This is a genomic window from Micromonospora sp. NPDC050695, from assembly GCF_040654415.1.
Lineage (GTDB): Bacteria > Actinomycetota > Actinomycetes > Mycobacteriales > Micromonosporaceae > Micromonospora.
This window is the reverse complement of record NZ_JBFAHZ010000001.1, coordinates 25,589-45,067: the sequence shown is the minus strand read 5'-3', so window position 1 is coordinate 45,067 and position 19,479 is coordinate 25,589. Positions and strand designations below refer to the sequence as shown.

Here is a 19,479-nt window from a genome sequence, read left to right as displayed (position 1 = left end):
CGCACGAGGGTCCGCCCGCGGCACCAGATCCCGCGCCTGGCAGATGCCACGCAGGCGCTCGTGCCGAGCGACCTCAACCAGAAGGTCCTCGGGTCGACACGCGCCTGAGCGAAGACACAGATCCAGAAGTGGCATCGCGTCCAGCCGGCACAATGATCGGGCGAGGTCGACCGCGCACCGGGCAGCGGGCGCACACGGCACTCCAGCCAGAACCACCGGGTCGCGTACCGGCAGCACCGCCTCGTGGGCGACGACCCCGCGAATATGCGGCACCCGCTCCCCTGCCGGCACGATTATGTGCACGTCGGAACTGCGGGCGTCTCCGAAACCGTGCAGCTGCGCACCGGTGTGGAAGCCAACAACAGCGGTGTCCGGCAACCGTCGGAAGATCGCCGGCAGGTGCCGAGCCGGATCGCCCGAGGGCGCGTACACGCTCCGCGACAGTCGGTGCAGTCGGGACCTGTCAGCCAGCCTGCGCACCTGTTCCCGACTCAGGCCCGCGGCGAGTAGCTCCGAGTATCGATACAGACGCTCTGCCATGTCGCAGGAATCTGCAGCACCAAGCCGGAAGCCTGCCACCCCGACCCAGCGCCCTGTGGACAACCACCGCCCCTGTGCACAACGCCCAAAAGAGCTCCGACCGTGCTACGCGCCCCGACTCACCCACCGGGTCGACCATGGAGTTGTGGTGCCGGATAGATGCCTCGAAATGGCACGGATCGGCCACCACAACTCCATGATCGACGCGAGGCTGAACGGGCGGGGTCAATCGCAGCCGTAGCCGTCGTTGTCGCGGTCCAGGTCGTAGATGTCGCTGCCGACGACCTTGACGACGCCATCGACGTAGGCGGGGCCGTTCCCGCTACCGATCCGCCGTCACGCCGGTCACCTGCGACATTCGCTCCGACCGGGATGATCGATGGGCGATTTCCGCGGCGACGAGTTGACACCTGGTGCGATCCCTCGGGTTGAACGGGTAGGGCCGATCGTGCGGGCAAAAGCCGCGGATCCCCGCGCATCGCGGCCTCCTGCGATCGGTTCATGCAAACCCGAGAGGGCCTCCGACGATGTGTCGGGATGTCGTCAGCGGGGGTGGGGGTTAGCGCTCCTCCATGCCCCACGGAGAGCCGTAGGCGGTGAGCAGGTCGAGGAAGGGCACCGGGGGCAGCGCCTCCGGGCCGAGCACCCCCACACCGGACCAGGCGCCGGTTGCGAGCAGCTCCAGCGCGACCACCGGGTTGACGGCGGTCTGCCAGACCACCGCCTGGTGGCCGTACTCCCGCATCGACCATTCGTTGTCGACGACGTGGTAGAGGTAGACCTCGCGGGGCTGCCCGTCGGGGCCGAGGCCACGTACCCAGGTGCCGGCGCAGGTCTTGCCGCGCATCCGCTCACCCAGAGTGGCCGGGTCGGGCAGGCAGGCCGCCACCACGTCCCGGGGAGAGACCGAAGCGCCCCGCACGGAGACCGGCCGGGTGGAATCCAGGCCGAGTTTGTGCAGCGTCTTCAGCACGCCGATGAACTCGTCGCCCAGGCCGTACTTGAAGGTGACCCGTTTGGCGTCGACCCAGCGCGGGATGAGCAGCACCTCCTCGTGCTCCACGTTGACGCACTCGACCGGCCCGATGCCCTCGGGGAAGTGGAAGACCTCCGGCTCGGAGAACGGTTCCGTGGTGTACCAGCCGCGGTCGGCCTCCCAGACCACCGGCGGGTTGAGGCATTCCTCGACGGTGGTCCAGATGGAGAACGAGGGCGCGAAGTCGTAGCCGTCGACGGTGAGGTTCGCCCCGTCCCGGATGCCGATCTCGTCGATCTCGCTGAACAGTTCGTCGGCGGCGTACCGGGCGAACACGTCGGACAGGCCGGGCTCGATACCGATGCCGCCGAGCGCCAACCGGCCGGCCTCCTCCCAGGCGGGGGCCGCCGCGAACTGCTCGTCACCCAGCTTCACCCCGGTCCGCACGTGCGGCTGCGAGGGGTGCGGGTGTGACAGCGACATCGCCATGTCCAGGTAGTCCGCGCCGGCCGAGAACGCGCCGTTGAAGATCGGCATGACGAAGCGCGGATCGACGGCGTTGAACACGTGGGTGATCCGGTGCTCCCGGCAGAGCGCCGCGACGGCGTCGGCCGAGGAGGCGTCCACCTGGGCGGCGACGAAGCGGTCGCCGTGCCCGGTGATCGCGCGGCCGGCGCGGTCCAGGTCGTAGTCGGCGACCACCACCGTCTCGAAGAAGGACCGTCGGGCGGCGATGGCTACGGCGGCGGAGCCGACGCCACCGGCGCCGACGAGCAGGACACGCATCAGGAATCAAACCCCAAACCAAGACGATCGAGAGTACGGAGCCACAGGTCGCGCCGGCCCTCGCGCGCGTCGGCGCGGGCCAGGGACCGGCGGGTGAGATTGATGCCGACCGCGCGGACGGGTTCCGGCGGAAACGGCAGGGGCTTGCGGCGGACCAGGTCGAGCCGGGTCAGCGGGGTGTCCCGGCCGTCGAGCAGGTCGAGCAGCACGCGGGCGGAGAAGCGGGTCGCGCCCACGCCGAGGCCGGTGTAGCCGGCGGCGTACGCCAGTCGCCCGCCGTACGCGGTGCCGTAGAACGGGCAGAACCGGGTGCAGGTGTCGATGACGCCGCCCCAGCGGTGGCTGAAGCGCACGTCCGCGAGCTGCGGGAACGTCGTGAAGAAGTGCTCGGCGAGGGTGGTGAAGGTGGCGTGGCGTTGCTCCAGCTCCGGAGCGACCCGGTTGCCGTAGTGGTAGACGGCGTCGTAGCCGCCGAAGAGGATCCGCCCGTCGGACGTGATCCGGTAGTAGTGGAACTGGTCGCCGGTGTCGGCCAGCCCTTGCCGGTTGCGCCAGCCGATCGCGTCCCGTTGGGCGGGGGTGAGCGGCTCGGTCATCAGCACGTGGTCGTAGACCGGCACCACGTATGCCCGCAGCCGGCGCAGCAGCGGTGGGAACGCGTTGGTGGCCAGCACGACCCGCCGGGCTCGCACGGATCCGGGCGCGGCGTCCGGCCCGCCGGCGGTCACCGCGTGCAGCGCCGCACGGTCGGCGCGCAGCCCGGTGACCCGGGTGTGCTCGTGCACCCGTACGCCGAGGTCGAGGCAGGCTCGGCGTAGACCCCACGCGAGCTTCGCCGGGTCCACCATGGCCACCCGGTCGGCGTCGATCATCCCGCCGAGGTACGTCGGCGAGTCGACCTCGGCGCGCACCTCGTCGCGGTCGAGCAGCCGCACCCGGTGGCCGTACCGGCGGGCCAGGTCGGCGTCGGCGGCCAGCCCGTCGAGTTGGTACGGCTCGACGGCGACGGCCAGTTCGCCGGTGCGCTCGAAGTCGCAGTCGATGTCGAACTCCGCAACGGTGGCGGCGATGGCTTCCAGGTTTTCCCGGCCGAGGCGTTCCAGCTCGCCGACCTCGGCGGGGAACCGGTCGACGCCGTTGGCGAGGCCGTGGGTGAGGGAGGCGGCGCAGAACCCGCCGTTGCGCCCGGACGCGGCCCAGCCGCAGGTCCCGGCGTCGACGAGCAGCACGTCGCGATCGGGGTCGGCCTGCTTGGCCAGCAGTGCGGCCCAGAGCCCGCCGAACCCGCCGCCGATCACCAGCAGGTCGGCGTGCTGCGGGCCGGTGAGCGGCGGCAGCGGGTCGGGGCGTTCCGGGCGGTCCAGCCAGTACGGCACGGGCGCCGCGTCGGCCAGCGCCCGGCTGGTATGCGGGAGGTTCATGACGGCCGGCGTGCCGGACGGGCAGCGGGCGCGGCGGCCAGCAGGTTGGCCCGGCGGGCCCGCCGTCCGCGCAGCGAGCTGAGGCCCACCAGCAGCAGGGCGATCGCGAACATCGCGGTGCCGATGACGTTCACCTGCGGCGGGATGCCCCGTTGGGCAGCGCCCCAGACGTACATCGGGAACGTGACGGTGGTGCCGGCGTTGAAGTTCGTGATGATGAAGTCGTCGAAGCTCAACGAGAACGCCAGCAGCGCGGCGGCCACGATGCCGGGCAGCACCAGCGGCAGCGTGATCCGCCGGAAGGTCTGCCACTCGCTGGCGTACAGGTCCATGGCGGCCTCCTCCAGCCGCCGGTCCATCCCGGCGAGGCGCGCCTTGACGGTGACCACCACGAACGACACGCAGAACATGACGTGCGCGATCACGATGGTCCAGAAGCCCTGCGGCACCCCCGCGGACACGAACAGGGCCAGCAGCGAGGTGCCCATCACGAGTTCCGGGGTGGCCATCGGCAGGAAGATCAGCACGTTGATGCCGGCCCGGCCACGGAAGCGGTGCCGGACCAGCGCGAACGCCATCAGCGTGCCGAGCACGGTGGCGACGACCGTGGCGATGAAGCCGATCTGCACGCTGCGGACGACGGCGTCGCACATGTCCGAGGTGGCGCAGGGCTGACGCCAGTTGTCCAGGGTGAACTCGTTGAAGTCGTACGACAGCCGGCTCGACGGCCGGTTGAACGACAACCCGGCCACCACCAGGATCGGCAACGCCAGGTAACCGAGCACCAGCAACGCCACGATCATCACCCAACGGTCCGCGAGCCAACGGGAGACCCTCACAGCACCTCCTCAGTGCCGGCTCGACGGAGGTAGCCGAAGACCACCGCGAGGATCGCCGCCATCAGCAGGAACGACAGCGCGGCGCCCTGCGGGTAGTCCAGCCGGACCAGGAACGCCGAGTCGATGACGTTGCCGATCATGTATTCGTTCGGGGTGCCGAGCAGTTCGGCGTTGATGTAGTCGCCGCTGGCCGGGATGAAGAACAGCAGCGTGCCGGCGACCAGGCCGGGCATGGACAGCGGCAGCGTCACCCGGCGGAACGCCTGCACCGGGCTCGCGTACAGGTCGGTGGCGGCCTCCAGCAGCCGGTAGTCGAGCCGCTCCAGGCTCGCGTACAGCGGCAGCACCAGGAACGGCAGGAAGTTGTACGTCAGGCCGAGCACCACCGCGAACGGGGTGGCCAGCAGCCGGCCGTCCGGGGCGAGCAGGTGCACGTCACGCAGCAGGCCGACGAGCGCGCCGTTGTCCGACAGGATCGTCTTCCAGGCCAGAGTGCGGACCAGGAAGCTGGTGAACATCGGCGCGACCACGCACACCAGCAGCAGGTTCTTCCACCGGCCGGCCTTCTGCGCGATCGCGTACGCCAGCGGGTAGCCCAGCAGCAGCGCCAGCACCAGGGCCAGACCGGCGTAGCCGAACGAGCGCAGGAACTGCGGCCAATACGCCTGCACCACGTCCGGATAGTTGCCGAACGCCCAGGTCAGCGCGTACCCGGTGGACAGCGACCCGCCGGGGTCGTACAGGCTGGCCGCCGCGAGCTGCACCAGCGGCACACCGAAGAAGATGAGCAGCCAGGCCGCGCCGGGCAGCAGCAGGAGGTACGGCAGGAGCCGGTGTCGCCCGGACCGGGCTGCCGGTGGCGCGGGTGGCGCCTGCCCCGATCCGGTGGGGGCCAGGAGGGTCACGACGACGCACCCACCGGCTCGTCGAGCACCGGTGCCGTCCGGTCGGTGTCGGCGGCGTCGCGGGGCAGCAGGAACGCGTGCCGTGGATCCCAGTACGCCACGGCTTCACTGCCGACCGGCACCCGCGCCGACGTCCCGCTGTTCGCCGCGAAGACCGACAGTTCGGTGCCCCAGCCGGTGCGCAGCAGGTACTGCGTGCTGACCCCGACGTAGGAGGCGTCGCTGACCACCCCGGTGACGTGCTGATGTCCTGCGGGCACCTGGTCGGCGGAGCCGACCAGATGCAGCTTCTCCGGGCGTACCCCCAGGTGGACCGGTCCGCGGTCGGCCCGCGACCGGCCGGCGGGCACCGAGAAGCGCGCGCCGTGCGCCGTCACCGCGACCTCGCCGCCGCTCGTGCCGGCGGCCTCGCCGGCGAGCAGGTTGGACTGGCCGAGGAAGTTCGCGACGAACGCGGTGGCCGGGAACTCGTAGATGTCGGCCGGGGCGCCGAGCTGCTCGATCCGGCCGGCGTTCATCACCGCGACGGTGTCGGCCATCGTCATGGCCTCCTCCTGGTCGTGGGTGACGTGCACGAAGGTGATGCCGACCTCGGTCTGGATCCGCTTCAGCTCGATCTGCATCTGCCGGCGCAGCTTCAGGTCGAGCGCGCCGAGCGGCTCGTCGAGCAGTAGCACCTGCGGCTGGTTGATCAGCGCGCGGGCCAGCGCTACCCGCTGCTGCTGGCCGCCGGAGAGCTGGGCCGGGCGGCGCGGGCCGAAGCCGTCGAGCTGCACGAGCGACAGCATCCGGGTGACCTCGTCGTCGACCGAGCGGATGCCGCGACGGCGCAGCCCGAAGGCCACGTTCTCGAAGATGGTGAGGTGCGGGAAGAGCGCGTAGCTCTGGAACACGGTGTTGATCGGCCGCTTGTACGGCCGCAGCCGGGCGATGTCGCGGTCGCCGAGCAGCACCTGACCGCTTGTCGGTTCCTCCAGCCCGGCGATCATCCGCAGGGTGGTGGTCTTGCCGCAGCCGGACGCGCCCAGCAGCGCGAAGAACGAGCCCTGCGGAATCGTCAGGCTGAGGTCGTCAACAGCCGTGAAGATGCCGAACCGCTTGGTGAGGTTGGCCAGGCGCAGGTCGCCGGCCGTTGTCTCGCTCGCCATTCCCGTCACGCCCCGATGACCTGCTGGAACTTGCCCTCGTACTCCCTCTCCTGCTTCTCGTCCAGGGCCATGAACACCGTGGACTTCGACAGCAGCGCCTCGTCGGGGAAGATCAGCGGGTTGGCGGCCAGCTCCGGGTCGATCTTCTCCATCTCGGCCTGGGCGCCCTTGACCGGGCAGATGTAGTTGACGTACGCGGCGAGTGTCGCGGCGACGGCCGGCTCGTAGTAGTAGTTGATCAGTGCTTCGGCGTTGCCCTTGTGGGTGGCCTTGTTGGGGACCATCATGTTGTCGCTGTAGAGCATCACGCCGGAGTCGGGCGCGACGAACTGCACCTTCTCGTTCTCACTGGAGAGCTGGATGACGTCCCCGGACCAGCCGATGCACGCGGCGATGTCGCCCTTGGCCAGGTCCGGTGCGTAGTCGTTGCCGGTGAACTTGCGGATCTGCCCCGAGTCGACGGCCTTCTTGAGCTTGTTGAGGGCATCGTCGAACTGGGCGGCGGTGAAGTTGGCCGGGTCGTGCCCGTTGGACTGCATCAGCAGGCCCATCGTGTCGCGCATCTCGCTGAGCGCCGTCACCTTGCCCTTGAGGTCGGGCCGGGTGAGCAGCTCGTCGACCGTCCGCAGCTCCTTGGTGACGCTGCCGTTGTACGCCAACCCGGCCAGGCCGGACTGCCACGGGATCGAGATCCGGTTGTCCTTGTCGAAGGAACGGTTGAGCAGCGACGGCAGCAGGTTCGCCTGGACGTTCGGGATCTTCGCGGGGTCGAGCTTCTGGATCCAGCCGAGGCGGATCATCCGCGCCGCCATCCAGTCGGTCAGCACGATGATGTCCCGGTCGGTGCTCTGGCAGGCCGCCAGTTGGTTCTGCACCTTGCCGAAGAACTCGTTGTTGTCGTTGATGTCCTCGGTGTAGGTGACCTGAATGCCGCTCTTCGTGATGAACTCGTCCAGGCTGGGCCGCTTGGACTCGTCCTTCTCGTCCACGTCCATGTACTGCGGCCAGTTGGAGAAGGCAAGCTTCTTCTCGGTGCCGGACAGGTCCTCGCTGACGCAGCCGGCCTCGGTCTGCTGCGCGCCCTTGGTGCCGCAGCCGGCGAGGCTGCCGCCCGTGGCGAGCAGAGCGGCCGAACCGAGAGTGCCGGTGAGCAGTCCACGCCGGGAGAGGGGCCGGAGGGGAGTACGCATGACGACTCCTAGGGGGTCATCGTCGGCGGGCGGGACGGGGGGAGGCGCGCCGGCGGGAATGTCGGGAGGGTCAGTTGCCATGGACGACTGATCCTGACATGAGGACCCCTCCCTTACAAGGGATTCCGTTGCGGGATTAGCGATGTACGACGAAATACGCCAGACTGCGCGGGGACACACGCGCGACATCACGATTCGGGACATGGGGAGCGCACGATGACGAACCGGCAGCAGGACAGCAACAACGGCGGTCGGCGCGTCGCTGTCCGTGAAGGCGCCAATCACGCTCTGCTGGATGACGTGGCCAAGCAGATCATCGAACAGCTTCAGGAGGACGGCCGCCGACCGTACGCCACCATCGGCAAGGCGGTCGGGCTCTCCGAGGCGGCGGTCCGCCAGCGGGTGCAGCGACTACTCGACTCCGGCGTGATGCAGATCGTCGCCGTGACCGATCCGCTCCAACTCGGCTTCCCCCGCCAGGCGATGATCGGGCTGCGCACCGACGGCGACCTGGAGGCGGTCGCGGACCGGCTCGCCGAGTTGGAGGAGGTCGACTACGTGGTCATCACCGCCGGGTCGTTCGACCTGCTCACCGAGGTGGTCTGCCGCAACGACGACCACCTGCTGGAGATCCTGCAACGACTGCGCGCGGTGCCCGGGGTGCTCTCCACCGAGGCGTTCGTCTACCTCAAGCTGCGCAAGCAGACCTACACCTGGGGTACGGCCTGACGCTCACTTCTTGGCGGGAAGTCGGGGTGTCCGCGCTGCGCTGATGCCCCGATTTCCGTGATCCGAGGGGATCAGCGCCCGGCCGCGCGGACTGTGCCCACCGCGCCGACGAACGACGTCCAGGCGGTCGGCGCGAAGGTCAGGGTGCCGCCGTCGCGGTCCTTGCTGTCGCGCACCAGCACCCGGCCGGGCAGGTTGTCGGCCACCTCGACGCAGTCACCGCCGTTGTTGCTGCTGCGGGTCGCGGTGCGCCAGCGCGCGTCGGTCATGTCCATGTCGTGGCCACTTCCCTGATCAGCTCGATCGACTGACGTTGGGGCAACGCCTCACCGGTGACGCTCTCCCACCTGCGTCCCAGGTTAGCGACGTCGAGAGGATCGGTCACGACCTGACCACGGAGCTGGTTGTCGAGATACGCCAATTCCGTCCCGTCCGGCAGCCGACCAAGGACGAAGGGTCCAGCCAGACCGGTGTGCCACGGACTCTCGGCCGGGATCACGCGGACCTGCACGTGCTCCCCCTCAGCCACTCTTGCGAGGTGGGCCAGTTGACCGGCCATCACGGCGCGGTCGCCGACCGGCCGGCGCAGCACCACCTCGTCGATCACCGCCACGAGCTGCGGAGGGGCATCGCGCCGAAGGATCGCCTGCCGCTGGATACGGCTCGCCACAATCTCGTCCACCTCGGACGGTGCGACGAGTCCACCGGTGCTCAGGATCGCGCGGGCGTACCCCTCGGTCTGGAGCAGGCCCGGCACGAGCAGCGGCTGGTAGGAGCGCAGCGAGGCGGCGTCCTGTTCCAGCTCGGCCCACGGTCGGAACCACGGCAGGTCGCGGCGGCGGAACGGCTCCGGCCAGAGGTCTGCCGCGTCCCGGCGCAGGACCTCGGCCACCGCGATCCGGGTACGCGGATGCGGAATCCGTCCCGCAGCGAGCCACCGTGCCGCCGTCTTGGGGTCGACGCGGACCTTCTCGGCCAGGGACTCGACCGTCTCCCCCGCCTCGGCCATCGCCACCCGCAACGCCTCGTTCGCCACCGATCCTCCCGCCGTTCCTGCGTGCCGTGGCGGGGATCCCCCGCCCATTAGACGCACCGCGACGCGTCACCATGCACGTTGCGGCGCACGTTAGCCACGCTGCGTGCTCGTGTCTGCGGCCTACCGGCGTGTTGCGGTGGGACGTGTTGGGGCGCACCCAGGATGCCCCCGCCTGCCCCGAAGGTGTCCAGCGAGCGTCCCGAGCCCGGTCCACGCCGATCCATGCCGATCCACGCCGGCCCTGATGGTGATCCACTCGACATCGCCGAAAACGCGGTATCAACCACGCCCCGATACCCCGACATCGGCGAACCGGAGTGGATCAACCAATAAGCGCGGCGCCAGGGGGCCAGTGCGCCAGGCGGCTGCCCCAGATCTGGGGCAGCTCTACAGCGTCGCGCCCCCTACCGACAGGGCCGCACGGCGATGCGGAATCCGTTGCTGAGACCGAAACCGCTCGCTGATTCCGTTGCTTCGGCCTCATAACACCACTGATACCACTTGCCTCCGAGCCCCGGACTGTGCGATAACCGTTGGCAGTGCGGCCGGCCTCACCCCTTTGACCGGCCCGACGGACCGATGGGGCTGACATGGCCAACGCCACCGACCACCTCTGGATGCACTTCACCCGGATGGCGAGCTACTCCGCCAGCGAGGTGCCGACCATCGTGCGCGGCGAGGGCGCGTACGTCTGGGACGCGCAGGGTCGCCGCTACCTGGACGGGCTCGCCGGGCTCTTCGTCGTCAACGCCGGGCACGGCCGCACCGAGCTGGCCGAGGCCGCCGCCAAGCAGGCCGGCGAGCTGGCCTACTTCCCGCTGTGGTCGTACGCCCACCCGAAGGCCGTGGAGCTGGCCGAGAAGATCTCCACCCTCACCCCGGGCGACCTCAACCGGGTCTTCTTCACCACCGGTGGGTCCGAGGCCGTCGAGGCGGCATGGAAGCTGGCCCGCGCCTACTTCAAGCGCACCGGTCAGCCCAACAAGTACAAGGTGATCAGCCGGTACATCGCCTACCACGGCACCTCGATGGGCGCCCTGTCGATCACCGGCCTGCCGGGCATCAAGAGCGACTTCGAGCCGCTGGTGCCGGGCGCGATCAAGGTACCGAACACCAACTTCTACCGGGCGCCCGAGCACGGTGACGACGCCGAGGCGTTCGGCCGCTGGGCCGCCGACGAGATCGGCCGGGCCATCGAGCGGGAAGGTCCGGACACGGTCGCGGCGGTCTTCCTGGAGCCGGTGCAGAACTCCGGCGGATGTTTCCCGCCCCCGCCCGGCTACTTCGAGCGGGTCCGGGAGATCTGCGACGCGTACGACGTGCTGCTCGTCTCCGACGAGGTGATCTGCTCGTGGGGTCGGCTCGGCGAGTACTTCGGCGCCGTGCGCTACGGCTACCAACCGGACATCATCACCACCGCGAAGGGCATCACCTCCGGGTACGCCCCGCTCGGCGCGATGATCGCCAGCGACCGGCTGATGGAGCCGTTCCTCACCGAGACCGGCATGTTCGCCCACGGGGTGACCTTCGGCGGGCACCCGGTCTCCTGCGCGGTGGCCCTGGCCAACCTGGAGGTCTTCGCCCGCGAGGACCTGGTCGGGCACGTACGCGCCAACGAGGACGCCTTCCGGTCCACCCTGGAGAAGCTGCACGACCTGCCGATCGTCGGCGACGTCCGGGGCGACGGCTACTTCTACGGCATCGAGCTGGTCAAGGACAAGACGACCCGGGAGACGTTCGACGAGGCCGAGTCGGAGCGGCTGCTGCGCGGATTCCTGTCCACCGCGCTGTTCCAAGCCGGGCTCTACTGCCGGGCCGACGACCGGGGCGACCCCGTCGTGCAGCTCGCCCCGCCGCTGATCGCCGAGCAGCAGCATTTCGACGAGATCGAGCAGATCCTGCGCACGGTGCTCACCGAGGCATGGGCGCGGCTCTGAGCGGCGCCGGTCGCTACCGGGACCTGTCGTACTGGCTGTCCACCCTGGACGAACCGTTGACCCCGCGGCCGGCACTGCCCGGCGACGCAGACGTCGACGTGGTGATCGTGGGGGCCGGTTACACCGGGCTGTGGACGGCGTACCACCTGGCCCGCGCCGACCCTTCGCTGCGGGTCGTCGTCCTGGAGAAGGAGATCGCGGGGTACGGGGCTTCCGGCCGCAACGGAGGCTGGTGTTCCGCGCTCCTGCCCACGTCACTGACCGGGCTGGCCCGCCGGCACGGCCGGGACGCGGCGATCGCCATGCAGCGGGCCATCCAGGACACGGTCCGCGAGGTGGGCCGGGTGGTCGCGGCGGAATCCCGAACCGACCGCCCCTCCCGACGGGCGGCAGCCTTCTCCCGCCTCCTCGGCCACTGATCGGATCAGTGGTTGGGAGGGATCACCCGGAGGTGGCCGCGCCGGCCGGTCTGGTGCGGGTTGTCGTGGGTCTGGTCGGGCTCCGGAGGGCGGGGAGCGGGACGGGCGGCCTCACGGACGGCTTCGGCCAACGCGACGAGGTCGTCGGTGGTGGGCGGTGGCGGCTCGAACTCACCCTCGTGCCGGACCACGTCCCAGCCGCGGGGGGCGGTGAGGCTGCGGGCGTGCGGCTCACACAGGTCGTATGTGTGCGGCTCGGCGAACGCGGCCAGCGGACCCACCACCGCCGTCGACTCGTTGTAGACATAGGTCAATGTGGCGACCGCTTGCCGGGGGCAGCCGTTACGGGAGCAGCGCCGTGGTGACCTCACGGCGGCAGGGTATCTCCATTACCGGGTCCGGCGCATCGCTTCGCGTTGCGACACGCCCGTCGCGGTGATCACAATTCACCGGTCCGGTACGCGCCGCGCCACGCGGGCGGCGCTGCCGCTGACCAGCCCGGAGCGGGGGCTACGCTTTCCCTCATGACGAGTCCGGAACACCGCCGCCCCGGTTCCGGTCGCCGTGCGCACCGCGACCGGCACGGGCGTGGCCTGCGCGGACGGCTGGTGCCGGCCACCGTACCGCTGGCCCGCACGAAGGCGGAGGTCTTCGACGACCTGGTCCTGGACACCGTCGAAACGCTGGAGCGGCGGTTCGCCAAGGAGCTGGCCGGCGTCGAGTTCGCGGTCGAGGACGTCCCGCCGGACCTGAACGTCTACGACTCCGACGTGCTGGAGGACGGCGAGGTCCCGTTGGCCCGGCTGCTGCCCGGCCGCCCGGGCCGGCAGGAGGTGCCGCCGCGGATCGTGCTGTACCGGCGGCCTCTGGAGTTCCGGGCGATGGACCGTGAGGACCTCGCCGACCTCGTGCATGACGTGATCATCGAACAGGTGGCGAACCTGCTCGGGGTCGACCCCGACGAGCTGGCCTGAGCCGGGCGGCCCCCACCGCCCCGACTCGCACCGCTCAGGCGGCCCGCCGCTTCAACTTGCGCCGTTCCCGCTCCGAGAGCCCGCCCCAGATGCCGAACCGCTCGTCGTGCCCGAGAGCGTATTCGAGGCATTCGGTCTTGACCTCGCAGCGCGAGCAGATTCGCTTCGCCTCGCGGGTCGAGCCGCCCTTCTCGGGAAAAAACGCCTCGGGGTCGGTCTGCGAGCACAGCGCCCGCTCCTGCCACTCCGGCGCGTTTCCGAGCAGGTCGGCCACCTCAAGCTGGCCGTCCATCAAATGCCTCCTTGTCGCGCACCGGCGTCATCGCCGCTGCAACCCCCACGCGAAAGGCGTGCTTGTCCGTCCGGTCCCGTTTTGTTGCGTTCCGTGCGAACAACCCCATTCAAATTACACGCGTGTAATGCGTGCGCCGTCAAGCCAAACTTGATAATGGGGTCGCCCTCCCGACACCCCCGGCCGACCACTCGGGTCGTCCAGCCTCGCAACCTGCCCTATCGATTCAGACCCCGGCCGAGTAACGCCCTCTCCGGCGAGTTGCCCGACTTTTCTGCCGTGGCGCGCCTCCGACGAGTCGTCGCCATGACGGCGCCAGACACATCGGACGACCCCCTCCCGTAAAGCTGATCTTGGTGGGGGACAGGTTAACGCGACGCGGCGCAGACCGCCCGTCGAGCCGAGGACGACGTTCGCGCCCCGTCCACGATGTGGACGGGGCGCGACGGTGGAACCAGCGCGGGGAGGTCAGCCTGCAGCACCAAAACCGCTGCTGGGCCACACGAACTCGGCAATCTCTCCACCATGGACAGAAACTGTGCCGACGGACGTGTCCTCGTCCCACCAGACGGTATAGATGCCGGCGGGCAGATCCGGATAGACCGCACTGTGGAACGAGCCGTCCCGCACCCGGCGCTCCCGCACCGCCGAGTGGACCCGCCGGTCACCACCCCGGCTGATCTCGATCTCCCGGCCGTGCAGATCCCGACCGGTGTAGAGGATCAACGCGCCGGTCTCGCCGCCCAGTTCCAGGACGACGCTCGCGGTCTCCGACGCCCCGTACGCGTGCTCGTGCATCCGCTGGTCCCCCGCCCCGGTCAGGACGACGCCGGCGGGTTGTTGAACCCGTCGTACGGCGTACCCAGGTAGGGAAAGTTGCCGAGGAACGGGGCGGTCACGTCGGCGGCGCTCAACCCCGGCGTGACCGCGCCGGCCGCCGCGTCCGGACGGAACGTCTTGTCCACCAGCGGGACGGTCACCCCGGCGATCGCCCGCAACGCGATGCTGACCACGTCGTCGCCGACCCGTCGCCCGTTCGGGAAGCCGGCCAGGTCGCCGCCGAGCACCCCGAACCGGTCCGGCCGTTTGGTCGGCGGGATCGCGGTGTTCAGCCGCAGCATGTCGGCCTGCACGTCGCCGGCGGCGTTGGTGAAGCCGTCGATCAGGCCCGCGGGCACGCCGGTGAGCAGGATCGCCACCAGGTCGGCGCGGGCCTTCTTCGCCTTGTTGAGCTTGTCCAGGTTGGGAAAGACGTCCGGGTAGAGCGCCGGCAGCAGCGCCGCCAACTCGGGCCGCTCGACGAACTGCGCGAACCGCTTGTCCTCCGACGGCGGCAGCGAGTTCCACAGGTCCTTCTTGGACATCGGCACGATGACCTCGTTGAACAGCGGATTGCCCAGCCGGGAGACCTGGGTGAACGGGCCGGTCGACGTGTCCGCCGCAACCCGGTCGCCGAGCACCCGGACCTGCCGGCGCGACGCGGACGTCCACACTCCGATGATCGAAGCCGAATCAGCCGCGCCGTACCGACTGGCGCGCCGGCGCACCCGGTTCAGCGGCACCTGCACCGCGAGGCTGTGCACGTTCATCCGGTCGGTGGCGTTGACCGGCTCCCCCTCGGCCTTGAAGATCTTCTTGCCGGCGACGTGCAACTGCTGGAACGGCCGCAGCGTGCCCAGATCGAAGATCGCACCCAGGTCGACGAAGAAGCCGTCCGCGCGCTGCCCCGCGAAGACCCGCTCCCCGGTGGAGAGCGTGTAGGTGACCTGCCGGACCAGATCGGCGTACTTCGGGGTGGACAGCGGGCCGACGTTGCACGGCGGGCAGGGCAGCTTGTGCGCCAGCCGATGCTCCCGGCCGTCGGCCACCCGGGTCAGGCTGTAGAACTGCCGCCGGTTCCAGTTCCTGCTGTCCAGCGAATCGATCGGGCCGGTGTTGTAGAGAAAACTGTTCGGGTTCGTGATCTCGGTGGTGAATTCGAAGCGGTAGGTGACATCCGGACTGCCGTCACCGTCGTTGTCGATATGGATCTCGTACCGCACGTCGTCGCCGAACTCGAAGAAGTTCGGCCCTCCGGAGGGGAGCTGCAACGGCACGTAGTTGGCGATCAGCGTCACCGTGTCGGGCTTGTCGGGGCTCACGAACGCGTACAGGTCGGAGCTGTCGGCGACCGGATCCTTGGCTATCTCCGGTGCCTCGCGGTGGGAAGACATGGCGGACCAACCTCACTGGGCGGGGACAGATGGTGGGAATGGAGCGTCGGGTCAGCGCCGAGCGGCACGCCGCAGCCGGTCCGCCAGCCCGCGGTCACGTACCTCGATCCGGGTCTCGCCGACGAAGACGTCCATCGTTCCGGAGGCCGCGTCGCGCAGGTGCACGACGATCGGCTCGTCGGCCCGGCCAGCCGCGCCCGGCGCGTTCTGGGCGGCCGACAGACCCGGCACGGTGAGCGCGGCGGCGCCGAGGGTGGCGCTGGCCGCGGCGGTCAACGTCTGCCGGCGGGTCAGTCGCGGCCAGGGCCGCTTCCGCTGATCACTGGTCATGCCGCGTGGTACGGGCGGCGGCGGGAAAAGGTTCGACCTCAGGGCCGAACGTGACCGTACGCGGTCGATCGCTTGCGCGCCGGACGTCCGGCGGCCTTCGCGATGGCCCGCAACTGCTCCTCGGTACGCGCCGAACCGTTACCGGAGCCGGCCATCCGGGAGATGGTCTCCTCCATCAGTGTGCCGCCCAGGTCGTTGCAGCCACCCTGGAGCATCGCCACCGTGCCCTCGTCGCCGAGCTTCACCCAGGAGCACTGGATGTTGTCGATCCGGCCGTGCAGCAGCAGCCGGGACATGGCGTGCACCACCCGGTTCTCCCGCCAGGTCGGCCCGGGGCGGGCGATGCCGGCCAGGTAGATCGGGGCGTTGGTGTGCACGAACGGCAGCGCCACGAACTCGGTGAACCCGCCGGTACGGTCCTGCACGCCGGCCAGCACCCGGAAGTGCGCCAGCCACTGCCCGGGATGGTCGACGTGGCCGTACATCATCGTGGAGCTGGACCGGATGCCGAGCTCGTGGGCCGTGCTGACGACATCGACCCAGGCGGCGGCCGGCAGTTTGCCCTTGGTCAGCACCCAGCGCACGTCGTCGTCGAGGATCTCCGCGGCGGTGCCCGGGATGGTGTCCAGCCCTGCCTCGCGCAGCTGCGTGAGCCACTCGCGAACCGGCACGCCCGCCTTCGCGGCGGCGGTGACGATCTCCATCGGGGAGAACGCGTGCACGTGCATCCCCGGCACCCGGGCCTTGATGGCGCGGACGATGTCGGCGTACCCGGTGACCGGCATCTTCGGGTCGATGCCACCCTGGAGGCACACCTCGCTGGCACCGGCCGCCCAGGCCTCCTCGGCCCGGTCGGCGACCTGCCCGACGGAGAGCCGGTAGGCGTCGGCGTCCCGCTCACGCTGGGCGAACGCGCAGAACCGGCACCCCACGTAGCAGACGTTGCTGAAGTTGATGTTGCGGTTGACCACGTAGGTGACGTCGTCGCCGACCGTGTCGCGGCGTACGTCGTCGGCGAGCCGGCACACCTCGTCGAGCGCCGGCCCGTCCGCCGCGAACAACGCCAGCGCCGCGTCGGTGTTGGCGGGGTCGAGCAGCGCCGCCGGGTCGTCGGCGGCCAGCTTGAGCCCGGCCGCCAGGTCACGGTCCGCACCGCTGCGGGCCGGCACCGGGGGTACGCCGGCCCGGCGCGCGACCGCCTCGGGGGTGACCTTGCCGGCCACCTCGGACCAGTCGCCGTAGACGCTGTCGAAGTCGCCGCGCCGGTCGTCGGTGCGCCCGGTGGTGTCGATGGTGGCGTGCAGGTCGGTCCGCCCGCCGAACACCTCCTCCGGCTCCTGCCAGGGGCGACCCTGCGGCATGGCCGACTCCACGGCCATGCCGGTACTCGGGTCGGCCAACGCGTTGACGTGCGGCAGCAGCCTCGGGTCGAGCCACGGGTCGCCGGCGCGCACGTACTCGGGATAGATGGTCAGCCGCTCCCGCAGCGTGAACCCGGCCAGCTCGGTGTGCCGGGCCAGTTCCTCGATCTGCGGCCACGGACGTTCCGGGTTGACGTGGTCCGGGGTGAGCGGCGAGACGCCGCCCCAGTCGTCGATGCCGGCACGCAGCAGCAGGTCGTACTCGCCGGCGATGAGGTTCGGCGGGGCCTGGATCCGGGCCTTCGGGCCGAGCAGCAGTCGGGCCACCGCCACCGTGGCGGCCAGGTCGTGCAGCTCCGCGTCGGGCATGCCGCGCATCGCCGTGTCCGGCTTGGCGCGAAAGTTCTGCACGATCACCTCCTGGAGGTGGCCGTACTCCCGGTGGGCGCGGCGGATCGCGAAGAGCGCGTCCACCCGCTCGGCCGGCGTCTCACCGATGCCGATGAGGATGCCGGTCGTGAACGGCACCCCGACCCGGCCCGCGTCCTCCAGGACCCGCAGCCGGACCGCCGGCTCCTTGTCCGGTGAGCCGTAGTGCGGGCCGCCCGGCTCGGACCAGAGCCGCGTCGCGGTGGTCTCCAGCATCATGCCCATGCTCGGCGCGACCGGCTTGAGCCGTTGCAGCTCCGACCAGGACAGCACTCCGGGGTTGAGGTGCGGCAACAGCCCCGTCTCCTCCAGCACGGCCACCGCGCAGGCGCGCAGGTAATCCAGTGTGGAGTCGTAGCCCCGTTCGTCCAGCCAGCTCCGGGCCGCCGGCCAGCGCTCCTCCGGCCGGTCACCCAGGGTGAACAGGGCTTCCTTGCAACCCTGCGCGGCCCCCTCGCGGGCGATGGCCAGCACCTCGTCACGGTCGAGGAACGGCGCCGGCAGCCGGTGCGGCACGGTGGCGAACGTGCAGTAGTGGCAGCGGTCCCGGCAGAGCCGGGTCAGCGGGATGAAAACCTTCTTCGAGTACGTGACCACGCCCGGCCGCCCGGCCTCGCGTAGGCCGGCGTCGCGGATCCCACCGGCCACCCGGAGCAGCTCGTCGAGCGCGTCACCGCGGGCGGAGAGCAGCGCGGTCGCCTCGTCGACGTCCAGTGCCCGACCGGTCGCGGCCCGGCCCAGTGCCCGCCGCACGGCAGCGTCGCTCGGGCCGGAGTGGGTGCGATCAACCATCCGCTCACCCTATGCGCCGCGCGTGCCCGCACCACCAGGCCCGGCCCGCAGCGCGGGAAACGGCACCCGCTCCTGCTCACGGCAGACCCGGACACCGCCGTACCCCTTGGGGGTGCGGCGGTGATCGAGAAGCTCTGCTGGCGCCGGCTCAGCGCGGCTGGTCGGGGTGCTCGCCCGGGTTGATGTGCTGGGTACGGTCGGTGTCCGTGTCCGCGGGGCGGCGGATCGCCTGGGTCGGGTCGGCGGACGTCGGGTCGCCGGGCGCCGGGGCAGCCGACTGACGCGGGATGGTCTGCGTCGGGTCGGCCGACGGCGGCTGCCCGAACGGCGGGGCGGCCGGGGACGGCGGGGCGGACTGCGGGGCGGGATTCACCGGCGGCGCCGACTGCGGAGCGGCCGGGAACGGCGGCGCGGACTGGGGGTGCGGCGGCGCCGACTGCGGGAACGTCGGCGACGGCTGGCCGTACTGGCCGGCGAACTGCCCCGGCGGGTAGCCGCCCGGCTGGCCGGCCTGCGGGTATCCGCCCGGCTGGCCGGGAGCGGGCCACCCGCCCTGCGGCTGGCCACCGGGCTGACCCGGCCAACCACCCTGCTGCGGCCAGCCCGGCTGGGGCTGACCGTAGACGCCCGGCTGCGGCTTCGGCCTCGGCACGTAGTAGAGGGCGCGCCAGACGGTGTAGACCACCCAGGCGGCGACCGCGAAGATCACCAGCCAGGCGAAGCGGGTGAGGACGCCGAGCAGCGCGTCGAGCACCTCGGCCTTGGCCAGCCGGCCCACCGTCCAGATCAGCATGGTCAGCGTGCCGAACAGGGCGCTGACCGCGTACTCGCCGAGCGCCACCTGCGTGATCAGCTTGGCCTTCGGCAGCACCGGCGAGACGTGGGTGGCCAACAGCACGGCCAGCAGTGGCAGGACCACCGCCTCCACCCCGATGAACGCGAAGAAGGCACCGCCCGCGCGGTCGGTGAAGTCGCTGTAGTCGTTCGGAGCGATCAGCCGGAGCAGGCCCACGAAGAGGAACACGGCGTTGGCGCCGAGCAGGGCGAGCGCGCCCAGTTCGCGTAGTGGCTTGGTCAGCTGACGGGCCTGCGTCGCATCGGTGGACGCGGGCTCGGCGGGGCTGGTCACGAGCTCCCCCTCGGGGCGTGGACGGACAGGGCG

At 70.5% G+C, this 19,479-nt stretch carries 19 protein-coding genes; 4 read left to right on the top strand and 15 right to left on the bottom strand.

The window, feature by feature from the left end; all coding sequences use genetic code 11:
* Positions 1–1,099 precede the first annotated feature (1,099 nt).
* The 6 genes from AB0H52_RS00210 to AB0H52_RS00185 are packed head-to-tail and all read right to left on the bottom strand — an operon-like array spanning position 1,100 to position 7,805.
* Complete coding sequence (locus tag AB0H52_RS00210; RefSeq protein ID WP_151492889.1) at positions 1,100–2,302, bottom strand: saccharopine dehydrogenase C-terminal domain-containing protein; 1,203 nt, start codon at positions 2,300–2,302, stop codon at positions 1,100–1,102.
* On the bottom strand, positions 2,302–3,723 hold the full coding sequence (locus AB0H52_RS00205; protein WP_357944210.1) for an FAD-dependent oxidoreductase: 1,422 nt from the start codon (positions 3,721–3,723) through the stop codon (positions 2,302–2,304). The genes AB0H52_RS00210 and AB0H52_RS00205 overlap by 1 nt, the downstream gene beginning before the upstream one ends.
* Positions 3,720–4,562 carry an ABC transporter permease gene (locus AB0H52_RS00200; protein ID WP_225854826.1) on the bottom strand — a complete coding sequence of 281 codons (843 nt, stop codon included), beginning with the start codon at positions 4,560–4,562 and terminating at the stop codon, positions 3,720–3,722. The genes AB0H52_RS00205 and AB0H52_RS00200 overlap by 4 nt, the downstream gene beginning before the upstream one ends.
* Entirely contained in the window at positions 4,559–5,467 is a 909-nt protein-coding gene (locus tag AB0H52_RS00195; RefSeq protein ID WP_151492891.1) for an ABC transporter permease, read from the bottom strand. Before AB0H52_RS00195 ends, AB0H52_RS00200 begins: the two co-directional genes overlap by 4 nt.
* On the bottom strand, positions 5,464–6,615 hold the full coding sequence (locus AB0H52_RS00190) for an ABC transporter ATP-binding protein (protein ID WP_357944206.1): 1,152 nt from the start codon (positions 6,613–6,615) through the stop codon (positions 5,464–5,466). The genes AB0H52_RS00195 and AB0H52_RS00190 overlap by 4 nt, the downstream gene beginning before the upstream one ends.
* Before the next feature lie 5 nt (positions 6,616–6,620).
* Positions 6,621–7,805 carry a spermidine/putrescine ABC transporter substrate-binding protein gene (locus AB0H52_RS00185; protein WP_357944203.1) on the bottom strand — a complete coding sequence of 395 codons (1,185 nt, stop codon included), beginning with the start codon at positions 7,803–7,805 and terminating at the stop codon, positions 6,621–6,623.
* Positions 7,806–8,021: 216 nt separating this feature from the next.
* On the opposite strand from AB0H52_RS00185, the gene AB0H52_RS00180 reads away from it, so the two are divergent.
* Positions 8,022–8,534 (top strand): Lrp/AsnC family transcriptional regulator, encoded by a 513-nt coding sequence (locus AB0H52_RS00180; protein ID WP_151492603.1) that lies wholly within the window; start codon positions 8,022–8,024, stop codon positions 8,532–8,534.
* Between the two features lie 71 nt (positions 8,535–8,605).
* Here AB0H52_RS00180 and AB0H52_RS00175 read toward each other — a convergent pair whose 3' ends face one another.
* Both AB0H52_RS00175 and AB0H52_RS00170 read right to left on the bottom strand, forming a co-directional pair.
* Positions 8,606–8,809 (bottom strand): DUF397 domain-containing protein, encoded by a 204-nt coding sequence (locus AB0H52_RS00175; RefSeq protein WP_151492601.1) that lies wholly within the window; start codon positions 8,807–8,809, stop codon positions 8,606–8,608.
* Entirely contained in the window at positions 8,800–9,618 is an 819-nt protein-coding gene (locus AB0H52_RS00170; protein WP_357944199.1) for a helix-turn-helix transcriptional regulator, read from the bottom strand. The genes AB0H52_RS00175 and AB0H52_RS00170 overlap by 10 nt, the downstream gene beginning before the upstream one ends.
* Before the next feature lie 542 nt (positions 9,619–10,160).
* On the opposite strand from AB0H52_RS00170, the gene AB0H52_RS00165 reads away from it, so the two are divergent.
* Together AB0H52_RS00165 and AB0H52_RS00160 are read left to right on the top strand one after the other, a co-directional pair.
* On the top strand, positions 10,161–11,507 hold the full coding sequence (locus AB0H52_RS00165; RefSeq protein ID WP_151492599.1) for an aspartate aminotransferase family protein: 1,347 nt from the start codon (positions 10,161–10,163) through the stop codon (positions 11,505–11,507).
* Positions 11,492–11,926 (top strand): FAD-dependent oxidoreductase, encoded by a 435-nt coding sequence (locus tag AB0H52_RS00160; RefSeq protein ID WP_305069496.1) that lies wholly within the window; start codon positions 11,492–11,494, stop codon positions 11,924–11,926. Before AB0H52_RS00165 ends, AB0H52_RS00160 begins: the two co-directional genes overlap by 16 nt.
* Positions 11,927–11,931: 5 nt before the next feature.
* Here the strand turns inward: AB0H52_RS00160 and AB0H52_RS00155 are convergent, their stop codons facing one another.
* A complete protein-coding gene (locus AB0H52_RS00155; protein WP_151492597.1) occupies positions 11,932–12,297 on the bottom strand; it encodes a DUF3499 domain-containing protein in 366 nt (121 codons plus the stop codon).
* A 153-nt stretch (positions 12,298–12,450) separates the two neighbouring features.
* Here AB0H52_RS00155 and AB0H52_RS00150 point away from each other — a divergent pair, with 153 nt between their 5' ends.
* Positions 12,451–12,900, top strand: a complete 450-nt coding sequence (locus tag AB0H52_RS00150; RefSeq protein WP_074316962.1) for a metallopeptidase family protein — start codon at positions 12,451–12,453, stop codon at positions 12,898–12,900.
* Between the two features lie 34 nt (positions 12,901–12,934).
* Here the strand turns inward: AB0H52_RS00150 and AB0H52_RS00145 are convergent, their stop codons facing one another.
* From AB0H52_RS00145 to AB0H52_RS00120, 6 genes are all read right to left on the bottom strand, one after another.
* The gene (locus AB0H52_RS00145) at positions 12,935–13,192 is read right to left on the bottom strand and encodes a WhiB family transcriptional regulator (RefSeq protein ID WP_007455784.1); all 258 of its coding nucleotides are present in this window, start codon (positions 13,190–13,192) and stop codon (positions 12,935–12,937) included.
* Between the two features lie 468 nt (positions 13,193–13,660).
* Positions 13,661–13,990 (bottom strand): phospholipase, encoded by a 330-nt coding sequence (locus AB0H52_RS00140; protein WP_278124126.1) that lies wholly within the window; start codon positions 13,988–13,990, stop codon positions 13,661–13,663.
* Positions 13,991–14,010: 20 nt separating this feature from the next.
* Complete coding sequence (locus tag AB0H52_RS00135) at positions 14,011–15,405, bottom strand: DUF4331 domain-containing protein (RefSeq protein WP_151492594.1); 1,395 nt, start codon at positions 15,403–15,405, stop codon at positions 14,011–14,013.
* Between the two features lie 51 nt (positions 15,406–15,456).
* Positions 15,457–15,735: a hypothetical protein gene (locus AB0H52_RS00130; protein ID WP_151492592.1), complete on the bottom strand. Its 279-nt coding sequence runs from the start codon at positions 15,733–15,735 to the stop codon at positions 15,457–15,459.
* 38 nt (positions 15,736–15,773) lie between these two features.
* On the bottom strand, positions 15,774–18,317 hold the full coding sequence (locus tag AB0H52_RS00125; protein ID WP_151492590.1) for a bifunctional FO biosynthesis protein CofGH: 2,544 nt from the start codon (positions 18,315–18,317) through the stop codon (positions 15,774–15,776).
* A gap of 148 nt (positions 18,318–18,465) precedes the next feature.
* Positions 18,466–19,446 (bottom strand): hypothetical protein, encoded by a 981-nt coding sequence (locus AB0H52_RS00120; protein ID WP_357944192.1) that lies wholly within the window; start codon positions 19,444–19,446, stop codon positions 18,466–18,468.
* Positions 19,447–19,479: the final 33 nt, after the last annotated feature.